This is a genomic window from Methylosinus sp. LW3 (genome assembly GCF_000527115.1).
Taxonomy (GTDB): Bacteria; Pseudomonadota; Alphaproteobacteria; order Rhizobiales; family Beijerinckiaceae; genus Methylosinus.
On sequence record NZ_AZUO01000005.1, the window covers coordinates 20,190 to 41,907 of the forward strand.

Consider the following 21,718-nt stretch of genomic DNA (forward strand, 5'->3'; position numbering starts at 1 on the left):
TAGCTCACGGGCGACTGTCTCATGGCGGGAAGATCGCCCTTGTCGGCTTACCCACCCGTTAATGTGACAACGCCCCTTCGCCCATGCACCTTGTTCGAGCCACGAAGCCTGCATAAGGTCTCAATTGACCAACTCACCGCGCCCAACCAAAATCAAGCGGACATCCCTTGAAAAGGGGTCTCCCCGACAGAGCGAGGATTCCATGCCCCTAACCGAGCTTTTTTCGACTGTGCTGCCGAAAGCGATCTTGGTTTGCGCACGGAACTCATCCTCGGCGAGAGTCCTATGCCTATGTCTCTTGTTAGCTGGCGGAAGCGGTGCTGTGACCGTAGCTCCCGCGGCCGTCATAGACGACAACGGGGTCGAGCGCTATCGCGACACACTGAAGAAAATCGCTCGCGGACGAGCGGCGCTTCAATGGGCGGAGGCACAACATAATCTTGGTGACGCCCTTCTCAAGCTCGCAGAGCGCGAAAATGGGACGGCACGGCTCAACGAGGCGATCGGCGCTTATCGCGCAGCGCTAGACGAACTTTCCCGCAGTCGCAAGCGGGTACCGCTCCAATGGGCGGCGACACAAAATAACCTAGGCAGTGCGCTCGCACTCCTCGGCGAAAAAGAACACAACGTGACTACGATCACGGAGGCCGTTGCTGCATTTCGTGCCGCCCTCGAGGAAAGGACGCGCGAACGGACGCCTGTCGACTGGGCCACGACGCAGAATAATCTGGGTGTTGCGTTGATAAATTTAGGACAAGGGACAGGTGACGCAAGGACTCTTACCGACGCCATTTCGGCATTTCGCCAAGCCCTGAAAGAAATCACGCAAGAACGAGCGCCTTTGCAGTGGGCCGTTACGCAATCGGATCTGGGTACGGCGCTCGAAATCCTCGCCCGGCGCGAGAGTACAACGGCAAATTTGGAGGAAGCAGTCGAGGCCTACCGTCTGGCGTTGAAAGAATTCAGCCGAGATCGGACATCACAGCAATGGGTAACAACACAAGGAAGGCTGGGCGGCGCACTCGCGCGTCTCGGAGAACGCGAATTCGGCACAGGGAAGCTCGAGGAAGCGGTGTCGAGCTACCGTGAAGCATTGCAAGAACTGACGCGAGAGAAGGCTCCCACCCGATGGGCCTGGATGCAGAAAAATCTAGGCAATACTCTTGCCATTCTTGGCGAACGACAAAACCATGCCGGAGTGCTGACGGAAGCGATCGCGGCTTTTCGCGAGGCCCTCAAGGAATTGACGCCAGACCGCGCGCCTCTTGAATGGGCGACAGCGCAACTAAATCTGGGTGATGCGCTGGGAAGTCTCGGTCGGCGAGAAAACACAACAGCAAACTTGGTTGAAGCTGTCGAGGCTTACACTGAAGCGCTGAAGGCGTTCACCCGCCAGAGCACCCCGCTCCAGTGGGCCATGGCGCGAGAAGGTCTGGGGAGCATGCTCAAGCGCATCGGCGAGCGTGAAAACAACTCAGGGAGACTCGAGGAGGCGGTTTCAATCTATCGTGAGACCTTGAAAGAATTGAATCGAGAAGCGGAGCCGGCCAGATGGGCCAGGATGCAGAACAATCTTGGCAGCACCCTTGCCATCCTCGGCGAAAGAAAAAATGAAGCCGGTAGGTTGAGGGAAGCACTCGCGGCATTCCGTGAGGCGCTTAAAGAATGGACCACCGAGCGAGCGCCCCATGAGCACGAACTTGTGATGAAAAACCTCGACCGAACTCTCGTATCGCTGCAGGCACGGGAAAAAAACTGATCAGATATGCTCGTTCCCTGAAAGCAAAGTGTGGCTTGAGTGCTGACTTCTGCAAATCCCTTTTGCAGACCGCACTGGCCACAATAGCAGCTCGGTAGTCGGCTGAGCGGCCGTACTTCGTTAATATCGCGAGCCACTGTTGACTTTTCGACGTGGAGCCGACTTTCCTGAATGCGATGACGATGTGCGACGACCTGCCTGTTTTTTCGGTAGGTGAAGCAACTTGGAGAAATCCCCTTGTCCGATCTGCTTCGTGTTCTGATCGAACGTTGGAAAGACGATCTCGGATCGACTTATAAGACATGGTTCCTGTGGGAGGAGCGACTCAAAAATTTCCGGTCGATCAGGCGCGGGATCGCCCAAGTGGTTCAAGAGATCGAGGCGGGAACATTCGGTAATGTCTACAAAGGCTCGTCGCTCGAGACGATTGTCGGCTCAATCGCCGAGCAGCGGCAAATCTTCAGGGGCGCGGATCATGCTTTCCTGTGGAAACCGAAGCTGCGGATTCCCGACATATACGAGAACGATGACAACCTGCGGGCGTTTGGGCGCCTCCTCAACCATTGCGTGTGCTGCAATTCCGCACAGGAAATCGTCGACGGGATAAATGCGATCGACAGGCTCGCAATCAAAGGCCTCGGGCCGGCCGTAGCAAACCTTCTCTACTTCCTGCATCCGACGTTGATGCCGCCGTTCAATACCGCGATCGTCAATGGGTACAACGCGGTGACAGGTTCTAAAGTGAAGCTTGGCCGATGGGACCAGTATCTTGCGATGCGGGCTGGAATGATCAACCTCAACCAAGCTTATCGAGATCTTTTATCCAATGATCTCGGTGCTGTCGCCGGCTTCCTTTTCGATGTGGGCATCGGGCGTTATTCTCCGCCTCCCATCGTTTGCGACGAGTCGGCGCGCAACGCTTGGCTCGCCGAGCTATCGAAGGCGCGCGAGTCCGCAAGAAGATTCGAGGCGTCCCTCGCCGCCGGTCGAGAAGGCGACCTTACTCACACTCAGATTCAGGCTTGGCTCAGAGATCTCGGCCGAGCGCTCGGCTACGACGTATGGGTTGCCGCTAATGACCGCGGACGGACCTATAACGGCGAACCGCTCGGAACCGGATGCTTGGCTTACCTTCCCGCTTCGCTCGAAAGCGTACCCGCAGGAGAGTCGATTCGTCTGATCGACGTCCTCTGGATCGACAAGGAAAGCGCAAACGCGGTCGCCGCCTTCGAGGTCGAGCACACGACGTCGATCTATTCCGGCATTGTCCGCATGCTCGATCTCGCCTTCGGCGATTTGCAGACGGCCGCCGGACTCTTTCTGGTCGCGCCCGATGCGCGTGAGAACGAGGTCAAAACGCAACTTCGGCGTCCGGCGTTTAGCCGCATCGGAGATCTGCAAGTGCGCTTCTTGCCTTATGGAGAGCTGGAAAACCATCGTGATGCTATCGCGCGGTTCGGAACCGGTTTGAAAGGCATCCAAGCCATTTCGCGCACATTATGATTGCTGAATTTTCACATCAGGGGCATAGCGTACAGGTCAGGATTGGGGCGCGTCCGGGCATAGTTCGTGCTAGCCAGCGTACCGGGTCCATTTGTAGGGCAAATCGGCCAAGCCATGAAATAAGATGAACGAGCTCGATCACAATTACGGTTGCGCGCTCTCCCAAGCTATGGGTAAATTGCTTTACTGGAGCACGTCTGCGTCATCGACCGAAGGAGTGTTGACAGTTGGCGGCGAAACCGCGTCTCCATTGGCCGATTTTGCGCTCCCTTGAGGCGACTAAGCTCTATCTTCGGTGCAGACAATGGCCTTTGAACAAGAGGATGAGAGCGGCGCGGCTTTTGGCCATGTGATTGCTGTTCACGGCTCCGTGATCGATATACGATTCGCATCGGGCGCATTGCCGGCCATCAACGAAGCCGTAGCAATCGAGTGGGATATCGGCCGGCCTCTCATCGCCGAGGTCCAAAAGCATCTAAATGACCACACCGTGCGCGCCGTGGCGCTCGAAAGCACAAGCGGCCTCAACCGCGGCAGGGCAGCTCGTGGTCTGGGAACGCCCATTCGCGTGCCTGTCGGAAACGCTATCCTTGGGCGGCTCCTCAACTCGATTGGCGAACCCGCTGATCGAGGGCCTGCACTTCCTGCCGAGATCGACCGCAGGCCCATCCATACGACAGCGCCTCGCATCGATAGCTTCGTCGGAACACTCGAAACTTTTTACACGGGCATCAAGGTCATCGACCTCCTGGCGCCGCTCGTGAAGGGCGGCAAAGCAGCCATGTTCGGCGGCGCCGGCGTCGGCAAGACTGTGCTGATCATGGAATTGATCCGCACGACGGTCGAGCGCCACTCTGGAATTTCTGTTTTCGCGGGGATCGGCGAGCGCTCGCGCGAAGGGCATGAACTGTTGCTCGAACTTCGGCAATCCGGCGTATTGGAGCGCACCGCCCTCGTATTCGGGCAAATGAATGAGCCCCCGGGCGCCCGCTGGCGAGCGGGACTCACGGCGCTCAGTATGGCCGAATATTTTCGAGACACAGCCCACGAGAACGTGCTGTTGCTCATCGACAACATCTATCGCCTGGTTCAAGCCGGAAGCGAGGTGTCGGGGCTGCTCGGCCGACTGCCGTCCCGCGTCGGTTACCAACCAACGCTCGCCAGTGAAATTGCCGAGCTCGAGGAACGAATTGCCTCCGTCGCGGGCGCCGCCATCACATCGATTCAAGCGGTCTATGTTCCAGCGGACGACTTCACCGACCCTGCAGTGGCGGAGATTTTCAGCCACCTCGATTCATCGATCGTGCTGTCCCGAGAGATGGCGAGCGAAGGCATGTATCCCGCGGTCGATCCACTCGCCTCTACTTCGAGCCTTCTCGATCCCCGACTCGTCGGCGAAGCTCATTACCGGACGGCTCAAGAGGTTCGAAAAACGATCGCCCATTACCGTGAACTCAGGGAAATTATCGCGCTGCTCGGCATCGAGGAGTTGAGCGCTGCGGACCGCAGCGCTGTTAAACGCGCACGACGACTCATGCGTTTTCTGACCCAGCCTTTCATGGTGACCGTCGCTTTCACTGGCAAATCCGGACGATCGGTCGAACTCGAGGCGACGCTCGCTGGTTGTCGAGCGATTCTGGACGGCGAGACCGACGATTGGGCCGAGAGCTCGCTCTATATGGTCGGCGATCTGGACGAGGCACGGCGCAAAGAAAGCCAAATAAGCAGGGCGACCCCATGAAACTCACCGTCGCGACGCCGCTCGCGGTTGTCGTCGAAGCCGATTACGTGGCGCATCTGCGAGCCGAGGACGAGACTGGAGCTTTCGGCCTCCTGCCCGGCCATGCCGACTTTCTGACTGCTCTCGCGGTGTCAGTAGTGACTTGGCGTGACCAGCGCGGAGAGGAGCATCACGTCGCCGTCCACGGCGGAATGCTCGAGGTGCGGGGCGGCGACACGATCGTTGTTGCGACGCCGGAAGCGGTTTTGGGAGACGACTTGCGCCACCTCGAAACCGAGGTGCTCGTCGTTTTTCGCCGAAAGCTCGAAGAAGAGCGAGTGGCACGAACCGATAGCCAACGGCTCCATCTCGAGGCAATTCGGCAGATCTGCCATTTCCTCAAGTCTGAACGCGCTCCGACCGCTCCCGGTGGGCCGGGCGTTTCGTTCGATCGTCTCGTTCAATGACCCAAGAGCCGGGAAACAACGATCGGCTTCATGAGGCCGTCAGGATACGGCGAGAACGGCGCGCACTTTGGCAGCGCGAGGGCGAACGGTCGGTCGGCCAGAACTTGGCAATGATCGGCGTGCTCGGCTGGACCATCGTGACGCCAACCCTGCTCGGCATCTTCGCCGGGCGCTGGCTCGACGCGCGGTTCTCTTCGGGGATATTTTGGACGCTCGGCTTGTTCATGATCGGCTTGGCGTTCGGATGCGCGCTTGCGTGGAGGCACATGCATCACGAATGACTGACGAAACCTTTGCTTCGAACGCGGCACTCGCATTGGCGATGGCGTCCGCAGGATTCGCCCTTGGGCTCGTCTATTTCGCAGCGTTGCGCCGAACCGTGGACGGCGTAGCCGGAGGGAACGGCCGACTGTTTCTCTCGGCACTCACGATAGGTCGCTACGGGGTGGCCGCGATCCTTTTCACGCTCGCCGCGAGGCTCGGCGCCATCCCGCTGCTGGCCACGTTTCTCGGTTTTCTCGCGGCACGCGTCGTCGCCCTGCAAGCGGTGAGGTTAGGGGCAATTGACGCGGCCCGAACTCTTCGTCGTCCTTCGTGATCTGCCACGTCTGCCTGAAGCGCGCGGGGATGCACGTGGCGACGGCCATCAGAAGGCGATGATCCCAGTGAAGGGTGGCTAGCATTCCGACCATACTTGTCCTCGCGGGCTTTTCGAAGAGCGCCGAGCTACGCGGGCAAATCCGACGCGATCGAGTTGCTGCCGGTTTGTCAATATTCATCTCATCGTCGCAATAACGCCGGCGCCGCTCGAGCCGGCGCGCCGGTCGATCTCAAACGTCTCCCATTTGTTACGCGATGGTCTGGTCTCGGCCGAAAAGAGCTGTATTCTGACCTTAGCGAACATTCCAGGAATGACGCACCGCTTGCCGTAGGGCTTAGGCTTGTGCGGGGAGCCAAAAGAAGCAAGGATGAGCTGCCAACGGCGGGGCGTGGGAATTCGGCTGCTCGCTCCAATTGCCGAAGAACACAGCTTCGATCATCCTATCAGGAACTACGGCTACGTATGGCTCGCCATTCGATCTTTTCCTCTCCGGCTAAATCCGAGAGGTGCTTCGTCGCCCGGTTGACGGTCGCGGGACTCTTTTGCGTTTCGCTCGGTGCGACGGCCTTCGCCGAGAGTGATCGCTGGACAAGATGTCGCGCCGCAGACGCCGTTACGCGGATTACCGGTTGTACGGAAATCATCGCTCGTGGAAATCGGGAAACCAAACGCAGTCGGATCGCGGCGTTCATTAGTCGGAGCGGCGCCTATCGGGTCAAGGGCGACTTCGATCGCGCCATCGCCGATCTCGATAAGGCGCTGCAACTGGCCCCGAAATCGGCTTCCGCACTTTTAGATCGCGCTTCGATCCACCAGGCAAGGGGAGATCTCGACCGCGCCATCGCGGATTATGACAAGGGCCTGCAGGTCGATCCGAAAGTCGCGGCGGCGTACAGTGGTCGCGCCAAGGCTTATCGCGATAAGAGCGATCTCGACAAGGCTTTGGCCGATTTTGACGAAGCCGTCGAACTCGATCCGGAGTCGGTCTCCTTCCGACTCGACCGCGCCGCTCTCCATCTGGCGAGAGATGATTTCGATCAGGCTATTGCCGATTACACTATTGTCGTCGAGCGCGCCCCCCGGCTCGCGGAAGCGCTCCTCGGCCGAGCCAGCGCCTATCGCGGCAAACAGGATATCGAGCGCGCGAAGCAGGACCTCGAAGCCGCGTTAAAGCTCGATCCGAATCTCACCTCGGCAAAGAAAGCCCTCGAGGACGTGGATGAACTCATCGCCAAGGGCGCCGCACCCCCTGCGGCTCCGACGTCCCCTCCTAGGCCCCCGGCGACGCCGCCTGGGGGTCGACAGGAACGGCCCTCACCTCTCGCGAGCACCGTTCTATTCAGTGTGGGCCCGGTCTCCATTACCCAGCCTGTCGTGACGACATGGGCCATAATGCTCGTCTTGACAATCTTCTCGTGGCTCGGGACGCGCCGGCTTCGACAGCGCGCCGATCGACGAGGAGCTGTGCTCGAAGTTGTCGTGACGGGCATTATGGGGCAGATCGAGGACGTCATCCGAACGGACCCGCGGCCATTCCTCCCGCTGCTCGGCACGCTGTTCATCTTCCTTGCGACGGCTAATCTCTCGGGGCTTCTACCGGGGGCCGAGGCGCCGACGAGCAAGCTCGAGACGCCGGCCGCGTTGGCGCTAGTCGTGTTCGTCTCGGTGCATTATTTCGGCGTGCGCACACAAGGCCCCCTGGGTTATCTCGCGAGCTTCGCGAAGCCGAAACTGATCATGCTGCCGCTCAACATCGTTTCGCAAGTGACGCGGACGTTCTCGCTCATGGTGCGCCTCTTCGGCAACGTCATGAGCGGAGAATTCACCATCGCTCTCGTCGTGGCGCTGGCGGGGCTCTTCGTTCCGATCCCGCTTATGGCTCTCGAGGTTCTGGTTGGCCTCGTCCAGGCTTATATTTTTACCGTGCTCTCGACGGTCTTCATCGGCGCCGCTATCGGCAGCATCGAACAAGGCTAAGGCTAAAGGAGATTTCATGGAACCGAAGCTCATCAGCATCATCGGCGCGGTGATCGCCGTCTCGGCCGGCGCGATTGGGCCGGCGCTGGCGGAGGGCCGGGCCGTCGCCGCCGCCATGGACGCGATCGCTCGCCAGCCGGAGGCGGCCGGAACCATTTCGCGCACCCTCTTCGTCGGTCTCGCCATGATCGAAACTATGGCGATCTACTGCTTAGTCGTGGCGCTCCTGCTGCTTTTCGCCAATCCGTATGCGGGCTGATCATGCGCTTCGACTGGTGGACTCTCGCGCTGCAGACAGTCAACTTCGCCGTGCTCGTGTGGCTGATGCAGCGCTTCCTGTACACGCCGGTGCTACGTATGCTCGATGCGCGCCATGCTGAGATCGAAATGCAATACGCCGACGCCCGCGCGGCCGACGCCAAAGCGAAAGAACTGCTCGCAGCCGTCCAAGCCGAACGCACAGGCATCGTCAACGAGCGTGAGATCGCGCTCCAGGCTGCGACGGCGCAAGCAGAAGGATTGGCTAGGGAGCGGCGCGCTCTGGCGGACCGCGAAGCCGCGGCGCTCCTCGACGGCGCGCGCAAGACGCTTGCCGTAGAGCGGGATAAAGCACTTGCGGAAGCACGAAAACTGTGTCTGGATTTGGGTGTCGCTTTCGCGGGTCGCCTGCTCGCCGAGGCGCCGGCAAAGCTGCGCACGGAAGCTTGGCTCGAACGGATCGAGCAATATCTTGCCGCCCTTCCTAGAACCGAGATCGAAGCGCTTGCTCGGCAGCTCGAAGATGGCTCTGTCCTCGAGGTGGTAACGGCATTGCCGCTCGCATTGGAAACGGCCGAAACTTGGCGCACCCGCCTTCATCGATCCCTGGGCGACCTCATCGCCATTGCCTTCGATGTGGACCCAGGCCTTGTCGCGGGCGCAGAATTGCATTTCCCCAGCGCCGTCTTGCGTTTCTCATGGCAAAGTGCGCTTGCGACGGCGCGCGCAGAGGTCGACGCCCCATGACCACGCTCGCGGAGGATCTTCGCAGGTCGCTCGACCACAGTCGGAATCGCTTGATTGCCTTTGCGCTCGAACCTCAGATCGAACAGATCGGCCGAGTCGTCGAGATCGGGGACGGCGTGGCGACGGTGATCGGCTTGCCCGAAACACGGCTCGATGAACTGCTCGTGTTCGAAGGCGGCATTCACGGCTTGGCGGTCGATCTCGGCGAGCATACGATCGGGTGCGTGCTACTGGGCGACGCCAGCACTATTTCCTCCGGAAGCCTCGTTCGTGGTACAGGACAAGTTGCGCGCATTCCCGTCGGTGAGGCCTTGCTGGGCCGCGTCGTCGACGCGCTCGGCGCGCCATTGGACGGTGGAAGTCCGGTTGCAGCCGAGGCCTTCGCGCCGGTCGAGCAGCCTGCGCCGGCAATCATCGATCGCGCACTCGTCGCGCGGCCGCTGGCGACCGGACTCCTGGTGGTCGATGCTATGATTCCACTCGGCCGCGGGCAGCGCGAACTGATTATCGGCGATCGTGCAACCGGAAAGACCGCGATCGCGGTTGACACCATCATCAACCAGCGTTCGAGCGATGTCATATGCGTTTACGCCGCAGTCGGGCAAAAAGCGTCGTCAGTCTCACAAGTGGTCGAAGCGGTACGCCGATACGGCGCTCCGGATCGCTGTCTGTTCGTCATAGGTGAAGCCGACGCAGCGCCAGGATTGCAGTGGCTGACGCCCTATGCCGCCTGCGCCATGGCCGAGTATTTCATGGCACGCGGCAGGGACGTGCTCCTCGTGATCGACGATCTCACCAAGCACGCAGCTGTCTATCGTCAAGTGTCGCTCCTGCTACGCCGGCCGCCGGGACGTGAAGCCTACCCTGGCGACATTTTCTACATTCACTCGCGGTTGCTGGAGCGGGCGGCGCGCCTGGCGCCCGAGCTTGGCGGGGGATCACTGACGGCGCTGCCAATCGCCGAGACCCAGGCCGGCAATATCAGCGCCTATATTCCGACTAACTTGATTTCGATAACGGATGGCCAGATTTATCTCGATCCGCGCCTTTTCTACGAAGACCAGAAGCCAGCTGTCGACGTTGGGAAGAGCGTGTCGCGTGTCGGCGGGAAGACGCAGGCAGCGGTACTTAAGAGCTTGTCCGAAAGCCTGCGACTCGAATATGCTCAGTTTCTCGAACTTGAAATGTTCACTCGTTTCGGCAGCATGGTCGACGAACGCACACACAAAGTGATTGAGCACGGTCGGCGCATACGCGCGGTCCTCAGCCAGCAGCAGTTTGCTCCCCTGCCGCTCGGCGAGCAGGTAGCGCTATTATTGGCGCTGAGCGAAGGCATCCTCGACGGGCTACCGCTGGAGCGAGTAGGAACTTTCCGAACCAACCTCGGTTCCTGGCTGGCCGAGCACTGTCCCGAGGCTGCAGCACTCGACGACCGGGCAGAGGTGCTGCGAGAGGATCTCCGTTCGCGTATCAAGGCATCGCTCGAATTGCTGGCCCACTCTCTTGGACCACCAAGCGCGCCGCCATGACCCGCCTTGCCGACATCCAGGCCAAGATCGACAGCATAGGCGAATTGCGCGACATTATCGGCGCCATGCGCTCACTCTCCGGCATGCGCGTGCAAGAGGCACAGCGCGCGCTCCCCGGCGTCCGTCGCTATGCTGAGGCAGTGGAAGCGGCACTCGCCAGCACCCTGCTCCTCATGAGGGAGCCGGCGCCGAGGCCGGCAGCGCGCGGGAGGCGGGCGCTTGTCCTCTGCACCTCCGAACATGGCTTTGTTGGCGGCTTCAACGAACGTCTTATTGCCGACGCTAAGGCCTGGCTCGGACCGGAGGACGCCTTGCTCGTGCTCGGCAGCCGGGGCGCTGCGCTTGCATCCGAACGTTTACAACGGCCAGCCTGGACGCATCCGACTGCGAGCCGATGCGCTGGCGCGCCTGGAACGATCCGCCCATTGTTGAATGAGCTGTATCGCGGGATTGCCCTCGGCGCTCTTTCGCGCGTCGAAGTGATGTTCGCCCGTTACCGCCAAGGGAGCGCCCCCGCAATTGAACGACGTCTCCTATTGCCGCTCGATGTCGTCTTGCTCTCCGCCAAGCAACCACGCCAGCCGCCGCTTCACACCTTGGAACCTATTCCACTCCACGAGAAGCTGATGGCGGAATATGTGTTCGCACTCCTGACCGAAGCAGTGGTCGAGTCGATCGCAAGCGAAAATGCAGCGCGCTTCGCCGCCATGGGATCCGCGCACGACAATGTGTCGAAGAAGTTGGAGGAACTCTACCAGGAAGCCCGCCAAGCGCGCCAATTGGAGATCACAACAGAACTCATCGACCTCATTACCGGCGCCGAGGCTCTGACCAACGGTTGAACTTGCGATCCTCCTCCCCGGCGGATCGCTTTTCCAGCGCCATGAACCAAGAACAAAGCAATAGAATTCAAGTGCCTGATTCAAGCTCAGAACAGAAGCTTTCGCGCCGGATGTTCTCCGGTTCTGACGACAGGCCAAGCAGCGGCGATCCCCTAGAGCGGGTTCGTCATTTTCCGATTCAAAACGGGATTCCCGAATCGGCGAGGGCCTGATTCCTTACGTCATGTGGATGACGGAGAGGGGTAAGCGCTGTTTTCAGGCCACGTCTTTCGGCGCAGCGGGCGCGGCGTAGGCCCACGGCATGAGTTCATCGAGTTTGCTCGCGAGATGGCCGTCGACGATCTTCGTGAGAACGTCAGGCATGTATGCCTGCGGATCGACGCCATTGAGCTTACATGTCTCGATGAGCGAGGCGACAATCGCCCAGTTCTCGGCCCCGCCGTCTGATCCGGCGAAGAGAGCGTTTTTACGATTGAGAGCGATCGGCCGGATCGCGCGCTCGACGACATTGGAGTCGATCTCGATGCGCCCATCGTCGATGAAACGCGTCAGTCCGTCCCAGCGTGACAACGCGTAGCGGATCGCCTCGGCGAGCTTGGTCTTCTGGCTGATCAGCGCGAGCTTTTCTCGCAGCCAGGGCTCGAGCGCGTCGAGGATGGGACGAGATTTTTCCTGTCGCGCATCACGACGCTGGTCGGAGCTTCGCCCGCGGATTTCGCTTTCGACCGCGTAGAGCGCGCCGATACGTTCGAGCGCCTCGCTGGCGATTGGCGCTGGGCCGGCGGCGGCGAGTTCGTAAAAGCGCCTGCGGACATGCGCCCAACAGAAGGCGAGCGCCACGCTGTTCTTCTGCGCCAGCGCACGATAGCCAGCGTAGCCATCGACCTGCACGACGCCGGCGAAGCCGGCAAGATGCGCGAGCGGCTGCTCGGATTTACGGTTTTGCGCATAGACGTAGACGGCGATCGGCGGATCCGAGCCGCACGATGGCCGATCGTCTCTCACATAAGCCCAAAGCTGACCGTTCTTGGTGCGTCCACGCCCGGGGTCGAGCACCGGCGCCCTCGTTTCGTCGGCAAAGATTTTCGTCGACGATCTGATGTGTTCCAGAAGGCGCTCATGCACGGGCCGCAAATGCCAGGCGGCGCGGCCGACCCAGTCGGCGAGCGTCGAGCGATCGAGCGCGATCCCCTGCCGGGCGTAGATTTGCGCCTGACGATAGAGCGGCAGATGATCTGCATATTTGGAGACCAGCACATGGGCGACGGTCGCCTCGGTCGGCAGACCGCCTTCGATCAGCCGCGCTGGGGCCGGCGCCTGGACCACGGCGCCCTCGCAGGCGCGGCAGGCGTATTTGGGACGCCGCGTCACCAGCACGCGGAACTGCGCCGGCACGATGTCCAGACGCTCGGAGACATCCTCGCCGATCCGGTGGAGCGCGCCTTTGCAGCAGGGGCAAAACTTGTCTTCGATATCGACGACGGTCTCGATGCGCGGCAGATGTGCGGGCAGCGCGCCCCGGTTCGTGCGGCGCTTCTTGGCCGCCTTCTCACGTTCCGGCGCAGAGCCGGCCTCCACTTCCGCCGCCGCGCCAGCCTCTGCCTGCTCGACCTCTTCGAGCGCGAGCAGCATCTGGTCTTCGGGAAGCGTCTCGGCGCTGCGCCCGAAGCGGTGTCGTTGCATCTCCTTGATGATCTGAACGAGGCGCTCGTTGCGCGCGCGTTCGGCGAGAAGCATCGCCTTCAGCTCGTTCGGATCGTCGGGAAGCTTTTCGACTGCCTGCGCCATACCCGCAGGAGATCATATTTTCCGGCAGTTTTCGATCATCTTCGACTCCCTGATTCACTGTGTCGCGGCTTATCCGGGCGCCGCCGGCGCCGGCGTCTCTTTCGCCGCGCGCACGCGCCGCCAGTCGAGCCCTTCGAACGAAGGGGTTCAGGAATATCCCCTCTGAGCAGTCTGATGAATCATTGGTCGAGGTCGTACAGGTTCATGATCCGCGCCATCCACTCTATGGGCGATCCTTCCGCGTCGTCGGGCGCGCCAGATGTCCTGGCAGCGTTGTGTCGCCGTCGTATGAAGTCGAATATCGAAAAGGCGGCAGTCTACTGATCCCTATAGCTGTAACTGAGCCCTATGAAGGAGAGACGAATCAGACTAAGCTGAGCATAGAGGCGCTTCGCGAACTTATTTCAGTCGCCGAATGTCTCGAAGGCCATGAACATGGATCCGAAGGATCTTTGGGCGACGTTGCCATACGCTCTGCGCCGCCAAGTCGTCGACGACGTCGCGGCAGTTCTGGCGGAGCTCTCCCATGATGTCCGAACTGGTCAAGCCGACCCACTTGGCGCGCAAGGCCGTCGTCTATATCCGTCAGTCGACGCCTCATCAGGTGGTGAGCAATCAAGAAAGCTTGAGGCTGCAATACGCCCTCCGCCAGCGCGCTCGCGAGCTCGGATGGCATGAAGCCGACATCGACGTGATCGACGCCGACCTCGGCCTCAGTGGAGCGTCCGCCGTCAAACGCAGCGGGTTCAAGGAACTCGTGGGTCGAGTCGGGCTCAGCGAGGTTGGGCTGATCCTGTCGATCGACGTGACCCGTCTCGCGCGCAATTGTTCGGACTGGTATCCGCTCCTGGATATCTGCGGCCTGCGCGGCTGCCTCATCGCCGATCGGGACGGCGTCTATGATCCCGGCAGCGCCAATGGTCGTCTGCTGCTCGGCCTGAAAGGGACCATATCGGAACTCGAGCTTCATACCATTCGCAGTCGGCTCACTGCCGGCCTGCTCGCAAAGGCCGAGCGTGGCGAGCTCGCGCTCAATCTGCCGGTCGGTTTGATGCGCGATCCGACGGGCGCCGTCGTCAAAGATCCCGATATATCGGTTCAAGAACGTCTCGGGCTGGTGTTCGAGTTGTTTCTGAAGCTGGGCGCCGCCGCCAAGGTCATGCGCATGCTCAACGAGCGAGGTCTCGATCTGCCGCGTCGCGACAGGCGCGGCAATTTCTGCTGGGCGCGGGCGACGGTCTCGTCCGTGACGTCGATTCTGAAGAACCCCGCTTATGCGGGCGCCTTCGTCTATGGACGGACGCGGATGCGAGCGGGCCGTGAAGGCGCACCGAAGTTGAAGGCGTCGCAGCCTGTGGATGAATGGCGTATCGTCGTGAAGGACCGATATCCCGCCTACATCGATTGGCCAACCTATGAAAAAATCAACGCCGCCCTGAAGGACAACCGAGCCGAATACATGCGCATCAAAACCAGAGGCGCGCCTCGCGACGGCGATCTCCTGCTGCATGGGATCGCTTGGTGTGCGCGTTGCGGATACAAGATGTACGTCCGCTACAAGAGCGGCGGCGAATATGCCTGCAATCATCTCCGCTCCAACGAAGGCATGCCGGCCTGCCAACATGTTCGGGCGACGCCGATCGACGCCGCCGTCGCCGACGCATTCCTGACCGCTCTGGCGCCGGCGGAGCTCGACGCCTTGTCGAAGGCGCGCCGCGCGCGATCACAGGTCGATGCTGCGCTGCGGACGAGCGCCGAGCGCCAGCTCGAACGAAAGCGATACGAGGCCACACTGGCCGAGCGGCAGTTCAATCGGGTGGACCCGGACAATCGTCTCGTCGCCGCCGAACTCGAACGCCGCTGGGAAGCGGCGCTGAACGAAGTTCGGGTGGCTGAGGAGGCGTTCGCCCGGCAAGCTTCGCCTCAGAGCGGCGCGCAGCTCGGGATCGGCAAATCGCTGGAAGGCAAAGTCATCAACCTCGCGGGACGTTTGCCGCAAATTTGGGACGACCCGGCCACTTCCGACACCCGCCGAAAGGCGCTGTTGCGATGTCTCATCGACAAGGTCATCCTCGACCGCGGCGAACACGATATCGCGATCGTCCGCATCGTCTGGCGCGGCGGGGCCGTAACCCGCCTCGAGGTCAAAATGAGGGTCAGCTCCCTATCCAAGCTCGCGCGCGGCGAAGAAATGCGCCAGCGTGCTCTCGTCTTGGCGCGCGAGGGCCTGAACGATGACGCGATCGCCGCCGTTCTCACAAACGAAGGGCATCGCTCGCCAACCTGCGAGGACAAGGTCCTCTCCGTCACTGTGCAGAAGATCCGGCTCGCCGCGAATGTCGAGCTGCGACGCCCACGCACGCGATGGACCCATGGCAGGGAAGTTCTGTCCGCGCCGGAACTGGCCGCCAAGCTGAGCATCCCCGTGAACTGGCTCTATGTGCAAATCCGAAAACAGCGGCTGATGGTCGATCGACAGCCCAACGGCGCGTATATTTTCAGCGACACCGAGGACGTCCTGAAGGGAGTTCGAGATCTCCGATACCACACGATCGGCAGCCTCGATCTCAGAATCTGTCAGCCTGACCAGGAGGGGCATCAACATGGGTGATCGAGCAGCGCCGAAAATTGCGCCGCCGACAAGCGCATCACGCCGTCCTCGATCTTCGGCCAACGGAACTCGCCATCCTCGAGACGCTTGTAACTCACCGGAAAATGCAGCCGCCCCAAGCACAGCTCAGCAGTTAGTGCGGGTGACGCATCCGTTTCATCCTCTGTTTGCGCAGCAACTGCCGTGCGTCGGCAGGCGCTACAACCGATATGGCGAACGGCTTTTGCTGCAAGATCGCAACGGCGCCGTTTGGTCGGTCCCCCCGGGATGGACTGATGTTGCGAGCCCCGACCCGGACGTCGTCATGGGTCATGGGCGATCGCTTTTGCGGGTTTCCGATTTCCTGGAGCTTGCCGATCTGGTTAGCCGCCTCAGTGGCAAATCAGCGAGGCGGCCACGAAGCGGTATGTAAAGGCAATTATGCCGCTATTGTAAAGCAGATTGCGCCGCAACCCTTCCCCGAACGTGATTCTCATGGACAAAAACCTGCGCAACATCGAACATAAGCCGGCGGAAAATGGTAGGTGCAGTCTTGACGCTGGTTCAGATGGCGGCGTAAATATATTTACGTCAATATCGAATCATGCGCCCGGCGCCAGCGATGCCCGACAGCAAGCGATCGAAGAGGGACGCCCTCATCGAGGAGGGCACATTCAATCCCACCCCGGACAAGGTGCGCGATCCGAAGTTCCGCGGCGGCGAGTTCTTCGATCCGCACGACGCCGTGCAGGTCAAATACGAGATGCTGCGCCGCGTCTCCGTCGACAAGCTGTCGATCACGGAGGCTGCCGACGAATACGGCGTCTCCAGGCCGACCTACTATCAGGCCAAGGCGAACTTCGACACCGCCGGGATTGCCGGCTTGGTCCAGGCCAAGCCAGGCCCCCGCGGTCCCCACAAGCTCGACGACGACATCATGGTCTTCCTGAGGGCGCGACTGGTTCCTGGCGAACCTGTTCGCGCCCGGGAGCTCGCCACGCTGGTCCGCAACGAACTCAATGTCGAGCTTCATCCGAGAACGATCGAGCGGGCGTTAAAAAAAACGGGCCGGTGAACATCGCCGCGACCTCGACTTGTTCGATCCCGTCGTCGGCTCTTGCGTCCGATTACGAGGTGCTGCGCGCCGCCGCTCTCGGCGAAGCGCTGCCGCTCATGGCCCGCAGCGGCCTCATGCTGTTTCTGCGCCGTGGCATGTGGGGATGGGCGAAGGCGCTGACGGCGGCGGCAGACCCCACTCCAGAACCGATCGACCGGCGCCCGTTCGTCTCATCGAGGCCGGGCGGGTACGGCGCCGTCGTTCATGTGCTCGCGACAATCGCCGCCGGCACAAACCACGCTGGCTTACATGAGGGGATATTCCCATGAACGCACAGATCAAAGTTCAGCGTCACCATCTCGAACGCGGCGCTTACCTCTACATCCGCCAGTCGTCGATGCGGCAAGTCGTCGAGAATGCCGAGAGCGCCAAGCGGCAATATGCGCTGCGCGGACGCGCTGTCGCCCTGGGTTGGCGCGACGAGCAGATCATCGTCATCGACAACGATCAGGGCGAGTCCGGCGCATCGGCGGCTTGGCGCGAGGGATTCCAGCGGCTGGTCAGCGATGTCGGCCTGGGACGCGCCGGAATCGTGATGGGCCTGGAAGTCTCCCGTCTGGCGCGCAACAACGCCGATTGGCAGCGCCTGCTGGAGATCTGCGCCCTTGCCGACACCCTGATCCTCGACGAGGATGGCGTCTACGATCCGGCCAGCTTCAACGACAGGCTTTTGTTGGGTTTGAAGGGTACGATGAGCGAAGCCGAACTCCATGTCATCAAGGCGAGGCTGCGCGGCGGTATCCTCAACAAGGCGAAGCGTGGCGAGTTCCGCTGCCCGCTGCCGACCGGGCTGGTCTATGACCTCTCCGGCAACGTGGCGCTGGATCCGGACCTCCAGGTCAGGGAGACGATCGCTCATTTCTTCGAGACCTTCTCGCGCGTCGGCTCCGCGTCCCAGACCGTCAAGACCTTTCGCAAGGAAGGTCTTCTATTCCCCTCGCGCCTGCACAACAGCGAGACGGTCTTTCGGCCACTGACGGCTTCCACGGCGATGCGCGTCCTAACCAATCCGCGCTACGCCGGCGCCTACACCTATGGCCGACGACAGTTCCGGCGCACGATCGAGGGCAAGAAAACCGTGCGCGCCAGAGACGATGACGATTGGCTGGCCCGCATTCCCGGCGCCCATCCCGGCTATATCAGTTGGGAGCGGCACCAGGAGAACTTGAAGGTTCTCAAGGCGAACGGCCATGGCTATGACGCGGCGCGAACGTCAATTCCGAGAGAAGGCCCGGCGCTGCTGCAAGGACGGGCCATCTGTGGTCGATGCGGCGGGCATTTTAGCGTCCGCTATGCTGCCCGGCGCGGCCGACAGGAGGCGTGGTATGTTTGCGATCGCCCCCACAACTATCGCGGCGAACCCTCGTGCCAGTCGATCGCCGGACCTCCCGTCGATCAAGCTGTCGGCATGCTGATTGCCGACGAGATGACGCCGTTGGCCGTCGAACTGGCGCTCGAAGTGCGCAGGGAGATTCAGGCGCGTCATGAGGAAGCCGACCGGTTGCGTTGCCGTGCGATCGAGCGCGCCCAAACCGAAGCCGATCTCGCTCAGCGCCGCTTCATGCTGGTCGACCCCAACAATCGCCTCGTCGCCGACACGCTCGAAGGCGAGTGGAACGACAAACTCCGCATATTGGCCAACGCCCGCGAGGAGCGCCAGCGCGCCCTGGAGCACGATCAATTCGTTCTTGACGACGCCATCCATGAGCGGCTCATCGCCATGACGGTGGACTTCAAGAAGCTTTGGGCCGATCCCGATACCCCAAACCGAGAACGCAAGCGGCTGCTCGCCCACGTCATCGAAGACGTCACCCTCGTCAAGCTACAGGCGGAAGGAACCACCAAGGTTCATGTTCGGTTCAAGGGCGGCAAAATCCAGACGCTCACGACCTCGAGCCCGAAATCGTCCGCCCAGCAGGTCAAGACACAGCCCGGCATCGTCGAACTGGTCGACAAGCTGCTCGACGACCACGTCTATTCCGAGATCGCCGAACTCCTCAACCAGCAAGGATATCGCCCGGGCGAGGCTGCGCGCCGAGGGCGCCACGACGCCCGCTTCACCCCCAAACGGGTTGCCTATCTCGTTCACGAATACAAACTGCGTCCCCGCTACGATCGACTGAGAGAGCGGGGAATGCTGACCAAGAAGGAAGCCGCGGCGCGTCTGAATATCCACGAGACCACCCTCACGAGCTGGGTCAAACATGGCCTCGTCACCGGGCATTCCTACAACGGGCACTATTGCCTCTACGAAATTCCCGACAAAGACTTACCGCAAAAACAATGCAGCCGATGGAACCGTCTCGTTGACCGAGCCGCTGCCCGCGCACAAAACGCCAGCGCGGCATAAACGATCAGCTGAAGCTGGAAGAGGTGTAGTATGAATGCAGATCGTTGGCGAAAAGACACAGGCCCGACCCGTCCCAGGTCAAAATCTTCACGTAGTCGCCGCGCTTGCTGCGGAACACGAAGGCCGCGCCAGAAAAAGGATCGTTGCGCAGAACCTGCGCCACGTCGGCGGCGAGTCCGTCGAAGCCGCGCCGCATGTCGACGGGCTTCAGCGCCAGATAGACCTTCATCCCGGGCGCGAACTGAAGCATCAAAGATCGCCCAGCGCAGACAACACGCGGCGCAGAGCTTCCGTGTCCACATCCGCGTCGAGCGACAAGCGCGCGCCATTCGGCAGGCTGACTTCCATAGCGCCGCGCCGCACGCTCTTGCGCGCCCCCCGCGCCGGCGTGGCGGCCATCCTCGCGACCGGCGCCGACGACGGCGCAAGAGCCGGGAGCACCGGAGCCGATTTCAACGCCAGCAACTCGACCGGAACGAAGGTCTGTGCGGTCAGCTCCGGCGACATTCTCGCGGCCGCCGTCTCTTTCGCCGGCGCACACCGGCGATCCAGCCAGCCTTCGCGCGAACGCCGCAGCCATTTGAAAATCAGATTGGCGTTCAATCCGTGCCGCCGCGCAACCGCCGCTACGGACGCACCAGGCGCCAACGCCTCCGCGACAATCCGCTGCCGTTCCTCGAGGCTCCACGTGCGCCGTGTGCCGCCATTCTTCGCCGCCGACATTTGGTGTCCACCTGTTCGATGGTGGACACCTAACCCACTCCAAATGAGTCCCGGTAGGCGGTCGTCAGATCACGCTTACGCCGCGCTTGCTGATCCCGAGCAATTTCGGCTTGCCGCCCGTCGTCGCCTGACGTGGGACCAGGCCGAGCCAAGCGGCAAGATCGCGACCATGCTCGAAAGTCTCGGCTTTTCCGATCGCCGCCAGCAAGGCTGAAGCGATCAGCGCGCCGACGCCCGGTATTGTCGCCAGTCGCCGGGCGTCCTCGCTCTCTTTGGCGAAAGCCGTGAACTCCGCATCGAAGGCGGCGATACGCTTGTCCAGCTCACGCCATTGCGTACGAGCGTCGTCGACGAGCCTGTGCATCCGATCGCTCAGAGTGTGTCCGCCCCCTTCGTCCAGCAGGACGGCGAGATAACCCTCGAGATGACGTTTACCTTTGGGAACGACGATGCCGCGCTCCAGGAGGATCGCCCGCAGTTGGTTGATCAGCGCCGTCCGCTCGCCGACCAGTCGGTCGCGAGACCGATGCAACGTCTGGATGTCGAGCTGATCCTGGGTCTTCAGTTCCACAAAGCGCATGGTCGGCCGCGTCGCCGCCTCGGCGATCCCTTCGGCGTCGCGATCGTCGTTCTTCTGCGCTTTCACATAAGGGCGAACATATTCGGGCGACATCAGCCGAACCTCGTGGCCATGAGCCGCGAAGACGCGCCCCAGATGATGAGCGCCGCAGCACGCCTCCATCGCGACGACACAGGCCGGCAGCTTCGCCGCCAAGCCGATCAGCGTCTCCCGCGTCGCCCGCCGCCGCATGACCACCGTCCCGGCCGCGTCGAGGCCAACGAGACTGCAAATATTCTTGCCGATGTCGACCCCGAGCACGGAAACCTTCGTCTTCATGACCAATCCCTCCGTTCTATCTCCGGCGAGCCTACTACGCCGGAAGGAGGGGCGGGCCATTCCATAAAAGACCGCCCATGCGAGCGAGCAGGATCGGGAGGATGTGAAAGAGCGGCGCGAAGCCTGGTTCGACAGCCAGCTCGATCTCGATCCCGAAAAGCTCGTCTTCATCGACGAGACCTGGACGACGACCAATATGGCGCGCAAGAACGGGCGCGCGCCGAAAGGCGAGCGGCTGCGCGCCGGCGTTCCGCATGGGCATTGGAAGACGACGACATTCGTCGCCGGCCTGCGCCTGACCGGAATGACGGCGCCGATGGTTCTCGATGGCCCGATCAACGGTCAATGGTTCCAGGCCTATGTCGATCAGGTCCTGGTTCCGACGCTCTCGCCGGGCGACGTTGTCGTGATGGACAATCTGGGGAGCCACAAGGGAGTCGGCGTGCGCAAGGCCATCGAAGCGGTCGGTGCGACGCTGCTCTATCTTCCGCCCTACAGCCCAGACTTCAATCCGATCGAGAAGGCCTTCTCCAAGCTCAAAGCTCTGCTCCGCAAAGCCGCCGAGCGGACCGTCGACGCCCTATGGAACAGGATCGGCGAATTGCTGAAGGAATTCGCGCCAGCGGAATGCGCAAATTTCTTCGCCGCCTCAGGATATGAGCCGGGTTAAGACGAATCCGCTCTAGTCGCCGCCGGAGTAGTTGCTGCAAGGACATGCAGCGTTTCGGCCCCCCATGTTCGATGGCCTTTCTCCGCCCGATTCGGACGGACATTCGAGTTGGCCATTCTAACGGGACCGATCCGCGCGAAGATCCGACCATGGCGAAATCAACATGAACGAAGAAACGA

19 protein-coding genes and 2 pseudogenes are annotated in these 21,718 nt (G+C 61.5%); 16 read left to right on the forward strand and 5 right to left on the reverse strand.

The features are described 5' to 3' along the window. The first annotated feature begins 322 nt into the window (after positions 1-322). The 11 genes from METLW3_RS0123985 (at position 323) to METLW3_RS0124035 (ending at position 11,403) form a co-directional block, all read left to right on the forward strand. The gene (locus METLW3_RS0123985) at positions 323-1,759 is read left to right on the forward strand and encodes a tetratricopeptide repeat protein (protein WP_024882252.1); all 1,437 of its coding nucleotides are present in this window, start codon (positions 323-325) and stop codon (positions 1,757-1,759) included. A gap of 237 nt (positions 1,760-1,996) precedes the next feature. Continuing rightward, positions 1,997-3,262, forward strand: a complete 1,266-nt coding sequence (locus tag METLW3_RS0123990; RefSeq protein WP_024882253.1) for a hypothetical protein — start codon at positions 1,997-1,999, stop codon at positions 3,260-3,262. 304 nt (positions 3,263-3,566) lie between these two features. Beyond that, positions 3,567-5,003 (forward strand): F0F1 ATP synthase subunit beta, encoded by a 1,437-nt coding sequence (gene atpD / locus METLW3_RS0123995; protein ID WP_024882254.1) that lies wholly within the window; start codon positions 3,567-3,569, stop codon positions 5,001-5,003. Beyond that, complete coding sequence (locus METLW3_RS0124000; protein ID WP_024882255.1) at positions 5,000-5,449, forward strand: F0F1 ATP synthase subunit epsilon; 450 nt, start codon at positions 5,000-5,002, stop codon at positions 5,447-5,449. Before atpD ends, METLW3_RS0124000 begins: the two co-directional genes overlap by 4 nt. Next, positions 5,446-5,730, forward strand: coding sequence for an AtpZ/AtpI family protein (locus METLW3_RS0124005; protein ID WP_024882256.1), 285 nt, complete (start codon positions 5,446-5,448; stop codon positions 5,728-5,730). Before METLW3_RS0124000 ends, METLW3_RS0124005 begins: the two co-directional genes overlap by 4 nt. Beyond that, on the forward strand, positions 5,727-6,047 hold the full coding sequence (locus tag METLW3_RS26560) for an ATP synthase subunit I (RefSeq protein ID WP_024882257.1): 321 nt from the start codon (positions 5,727-5,729) through the stop codon (positions 6,045-6,047). Before METLW3_RS0124005 ends, METLW3_RS26560 begins: the two co-directional genes overlap by 4 nt. A gap of 465 nt (positions 6,048-6,512) precedes the next feature. Then, entirely contained in the window at positions 6,513-8,027 is a 1,515-nt protein-coding gene (locus METLW3_RS29390) for a F0F1 ATP synthase subunit A (RefSeq protein ID WP_024882258.1), read from the forward strand. Positions 8,028-8,043: 16 nt separating this feature from the next. After that, positions 8,044-8,286, forward strand: coding sequence for a F0F1 ATP synthase subunit C (locus METLW3_RS0124020; RefSeq protein ID WP_024882259.1), 243 nt, complete (start codon positions 8,044-8,046; stop codon positions 8,284-8,286). 2 nt (positions 8,287-8,288) lie between these two features. Continuing rightward, complete coding sequence (locus tag METLW3_RS27975; RefSeq protein WP_084484984.1) at positions 8,289-9,032, forward strand: hypothetical protein; 744 nt, start codon at positions 8,289-8,291, stop codon at positions 9,030-9,032. Beyond that, on the forward strand, positions 9,029-10,561 hold the full coding sequence (locus tag METLW3_RS0124030) for a F0F1 ATP synthase subunit alpha (protein WP_024882261.1): 1,533 nt from the start codon (positions 9,029-9,031) through the stop codon (positions 10,559-10,561). The genes METLW3_RS27975 and METLW3_RS0124030 overlap by 4 nt, the downstream gene beginning before the upstream one ends. Further along, complete coding sequence (locus METLW3_RS0124035) at positions 10,558-11,403, forward strand: F0F1 ATP synthase subunit gamma (RefSeq protein WP_024882262.1); 846 nt, start codon at positions 10,558-10,560, stop codon at positions 11,401-11,403. Before METLW3_RS0124030 ends, METLW3_RS0124035 begins: the two co-directional genes overlap by 4 nt. A 255-nt stretch (positions 11,404-11,658) precedes the next feature. Here the strand turns inward: METLW3_RS0124035 and METLW3_RS0124040 are convergent, their stop codons facing one another. Next, positions 11,659-13,191: an IS66 family transposase gene (locus METLW3_RS0124040; RefSeq protein ID WP_024882263.1), complete on the reverse strand. Its 1,533-nt coding sequence runs from the start codon at positions 13,189-13,191 to the stop codon at positions 11,659-11,661. A gap of 529 nt (positions 13,192-13,720) precedes the next feature. Here METLW3_RS0124040 and METLW3_RS0124045 point away from each other — a divergent pair. Then, the gene (locus METLW3_RS0124045; RefSeq protein WP_245267521.1) at positions 13,721-15,802 is read left to right on the forward strand and encodes a recombinase family protein; all 2,082 of its coding nucleotides are present in this window, start codon (positions 13,721-13,723) and stop codon (positions 15,800-15,802) included. Here METLW3_RS0124045 and tnpB (METLW3_RS28980) read toward each other — a convergent pair. Further along, a complete protein-coding gene (gene tnpB, locus METLW3_RS28980) occupies positions 15,790-15,900 on the reverse strand; it encodes an IS66 family insertion sequence element accessory protein TnpB (RefSeq protein WP_198022904.1) in 111 nt (36 codons plus the stop codon). The genes METLW3_RS0124045 and tnpB (METLW3_RS28980) overlap by 13 nt on opposite strands. Positions 15,901-16,403: 503 nt before the next feature. On the opposite strand from tnpB (METLW3_RS28980), the gene METLW3_RS0124060 reads away from it, so the two are divergent. From METLW3_RS0124060 to METLW3_RS26575, 3 genes are read left to right on the forward strand one after another with little or no spacing between them, the layout of a single operon-like run. After that, on the forward strand, positions 16,404-16,856 hold the full coding sequence (locus tag METLW3_RS0124060) for a helix-turn-helix domain-containing protein (protein ID WP_024882265.1): 453 nt from the start codon (positions 16,404-16,406) through the stop codon (positions 16,854-16,856). Beyond that, positions 16,853-17,167 carry a hypothetical protein gene (locus tag METLW3_RS0124065; protein WP_024882266.1) on the forward strand — a complete coding sequence of 105 codons (315 nt, stop codon included), beginning with the start codon at positions 16,853-16,855 and terminating at the stop codon, positions 17,165-17,167. Before METLW3_RS0124060 ends, METLW3_RS0124065 begins: the two co-directional genes overlap by 4 nt. Beyond that, positions 17,164-19,248, forward strand: a complete 2,085-nt coding sequence (locus METLW3_RS26575; RefSeq protein WP_036310447.1) for a recombinase family protein — start codon at positions 17,164-17,166, stop codon at positions 19,246-19,248. Before METLW3_RS0124065 ends, METLW3_RS26575 begins: the two co-directional genes overlap by 4 nt. A gap of 4 nt (positions 19,249-19,252) precedes the next feature. Here METLW3_RS26575 and tnpB (METLW3_RS0124075) read toward each other — a convergent pair whose 3' ends face one another. From tnpB (METLW3_RS0124075) to METLW3_RS0124085, 3 genes and pseudogenes are all read right to left on the reverse strand, one after another. Then, positions 19,253-19,498 (reverse strand): IS66 family insertion sequence element accessory protein TnpB, encoded by a 246-nt coding sequence (gene tnpB, locus METLW3_RS0124075; RefSeq protein ID WP_024882267.1) that lies wholly within the window; start codon positions 19,496-19,498, stop codon positions 19,253-19,255. Continuing rightward, entirely contained in the window at positions 19,498-19,971 is a 474-nt protein-coding gene (locus tag METLW3_RS0124080; RefSeq protein ID WP_084484988.1) for a transposase, read from the reverse strand. Before METLW3_RS0124080 ends, tnpB (METLW3_RS0124075) begins: the two co-directional genes overlap by 1 nt. A 79-nt stretch (positions 19,972-20,050) precedes the next feature. Further along, a pseudogene (locus METLW3_RS0124085) lies at positions 20,051-20,869 on the reverse strand (IS110 family transposase); the annotation flags it as partial. A 67-nt stretch (positions 20,870-20,936) separates the two neighbouring features. On the opposite strand from METLW3_RS0124085, the pseudogene METLW3_RS0124090 reads away from it, so the two are divergent. Beyond that, positions 20,937-21,539, forward strand: a pseudogene (locus tag METLW3_RS0124090) (IS630 family transposase); the annotation flags it as partial. Positions 21,540-21,718: the final 179 nt, after the last annotated feature.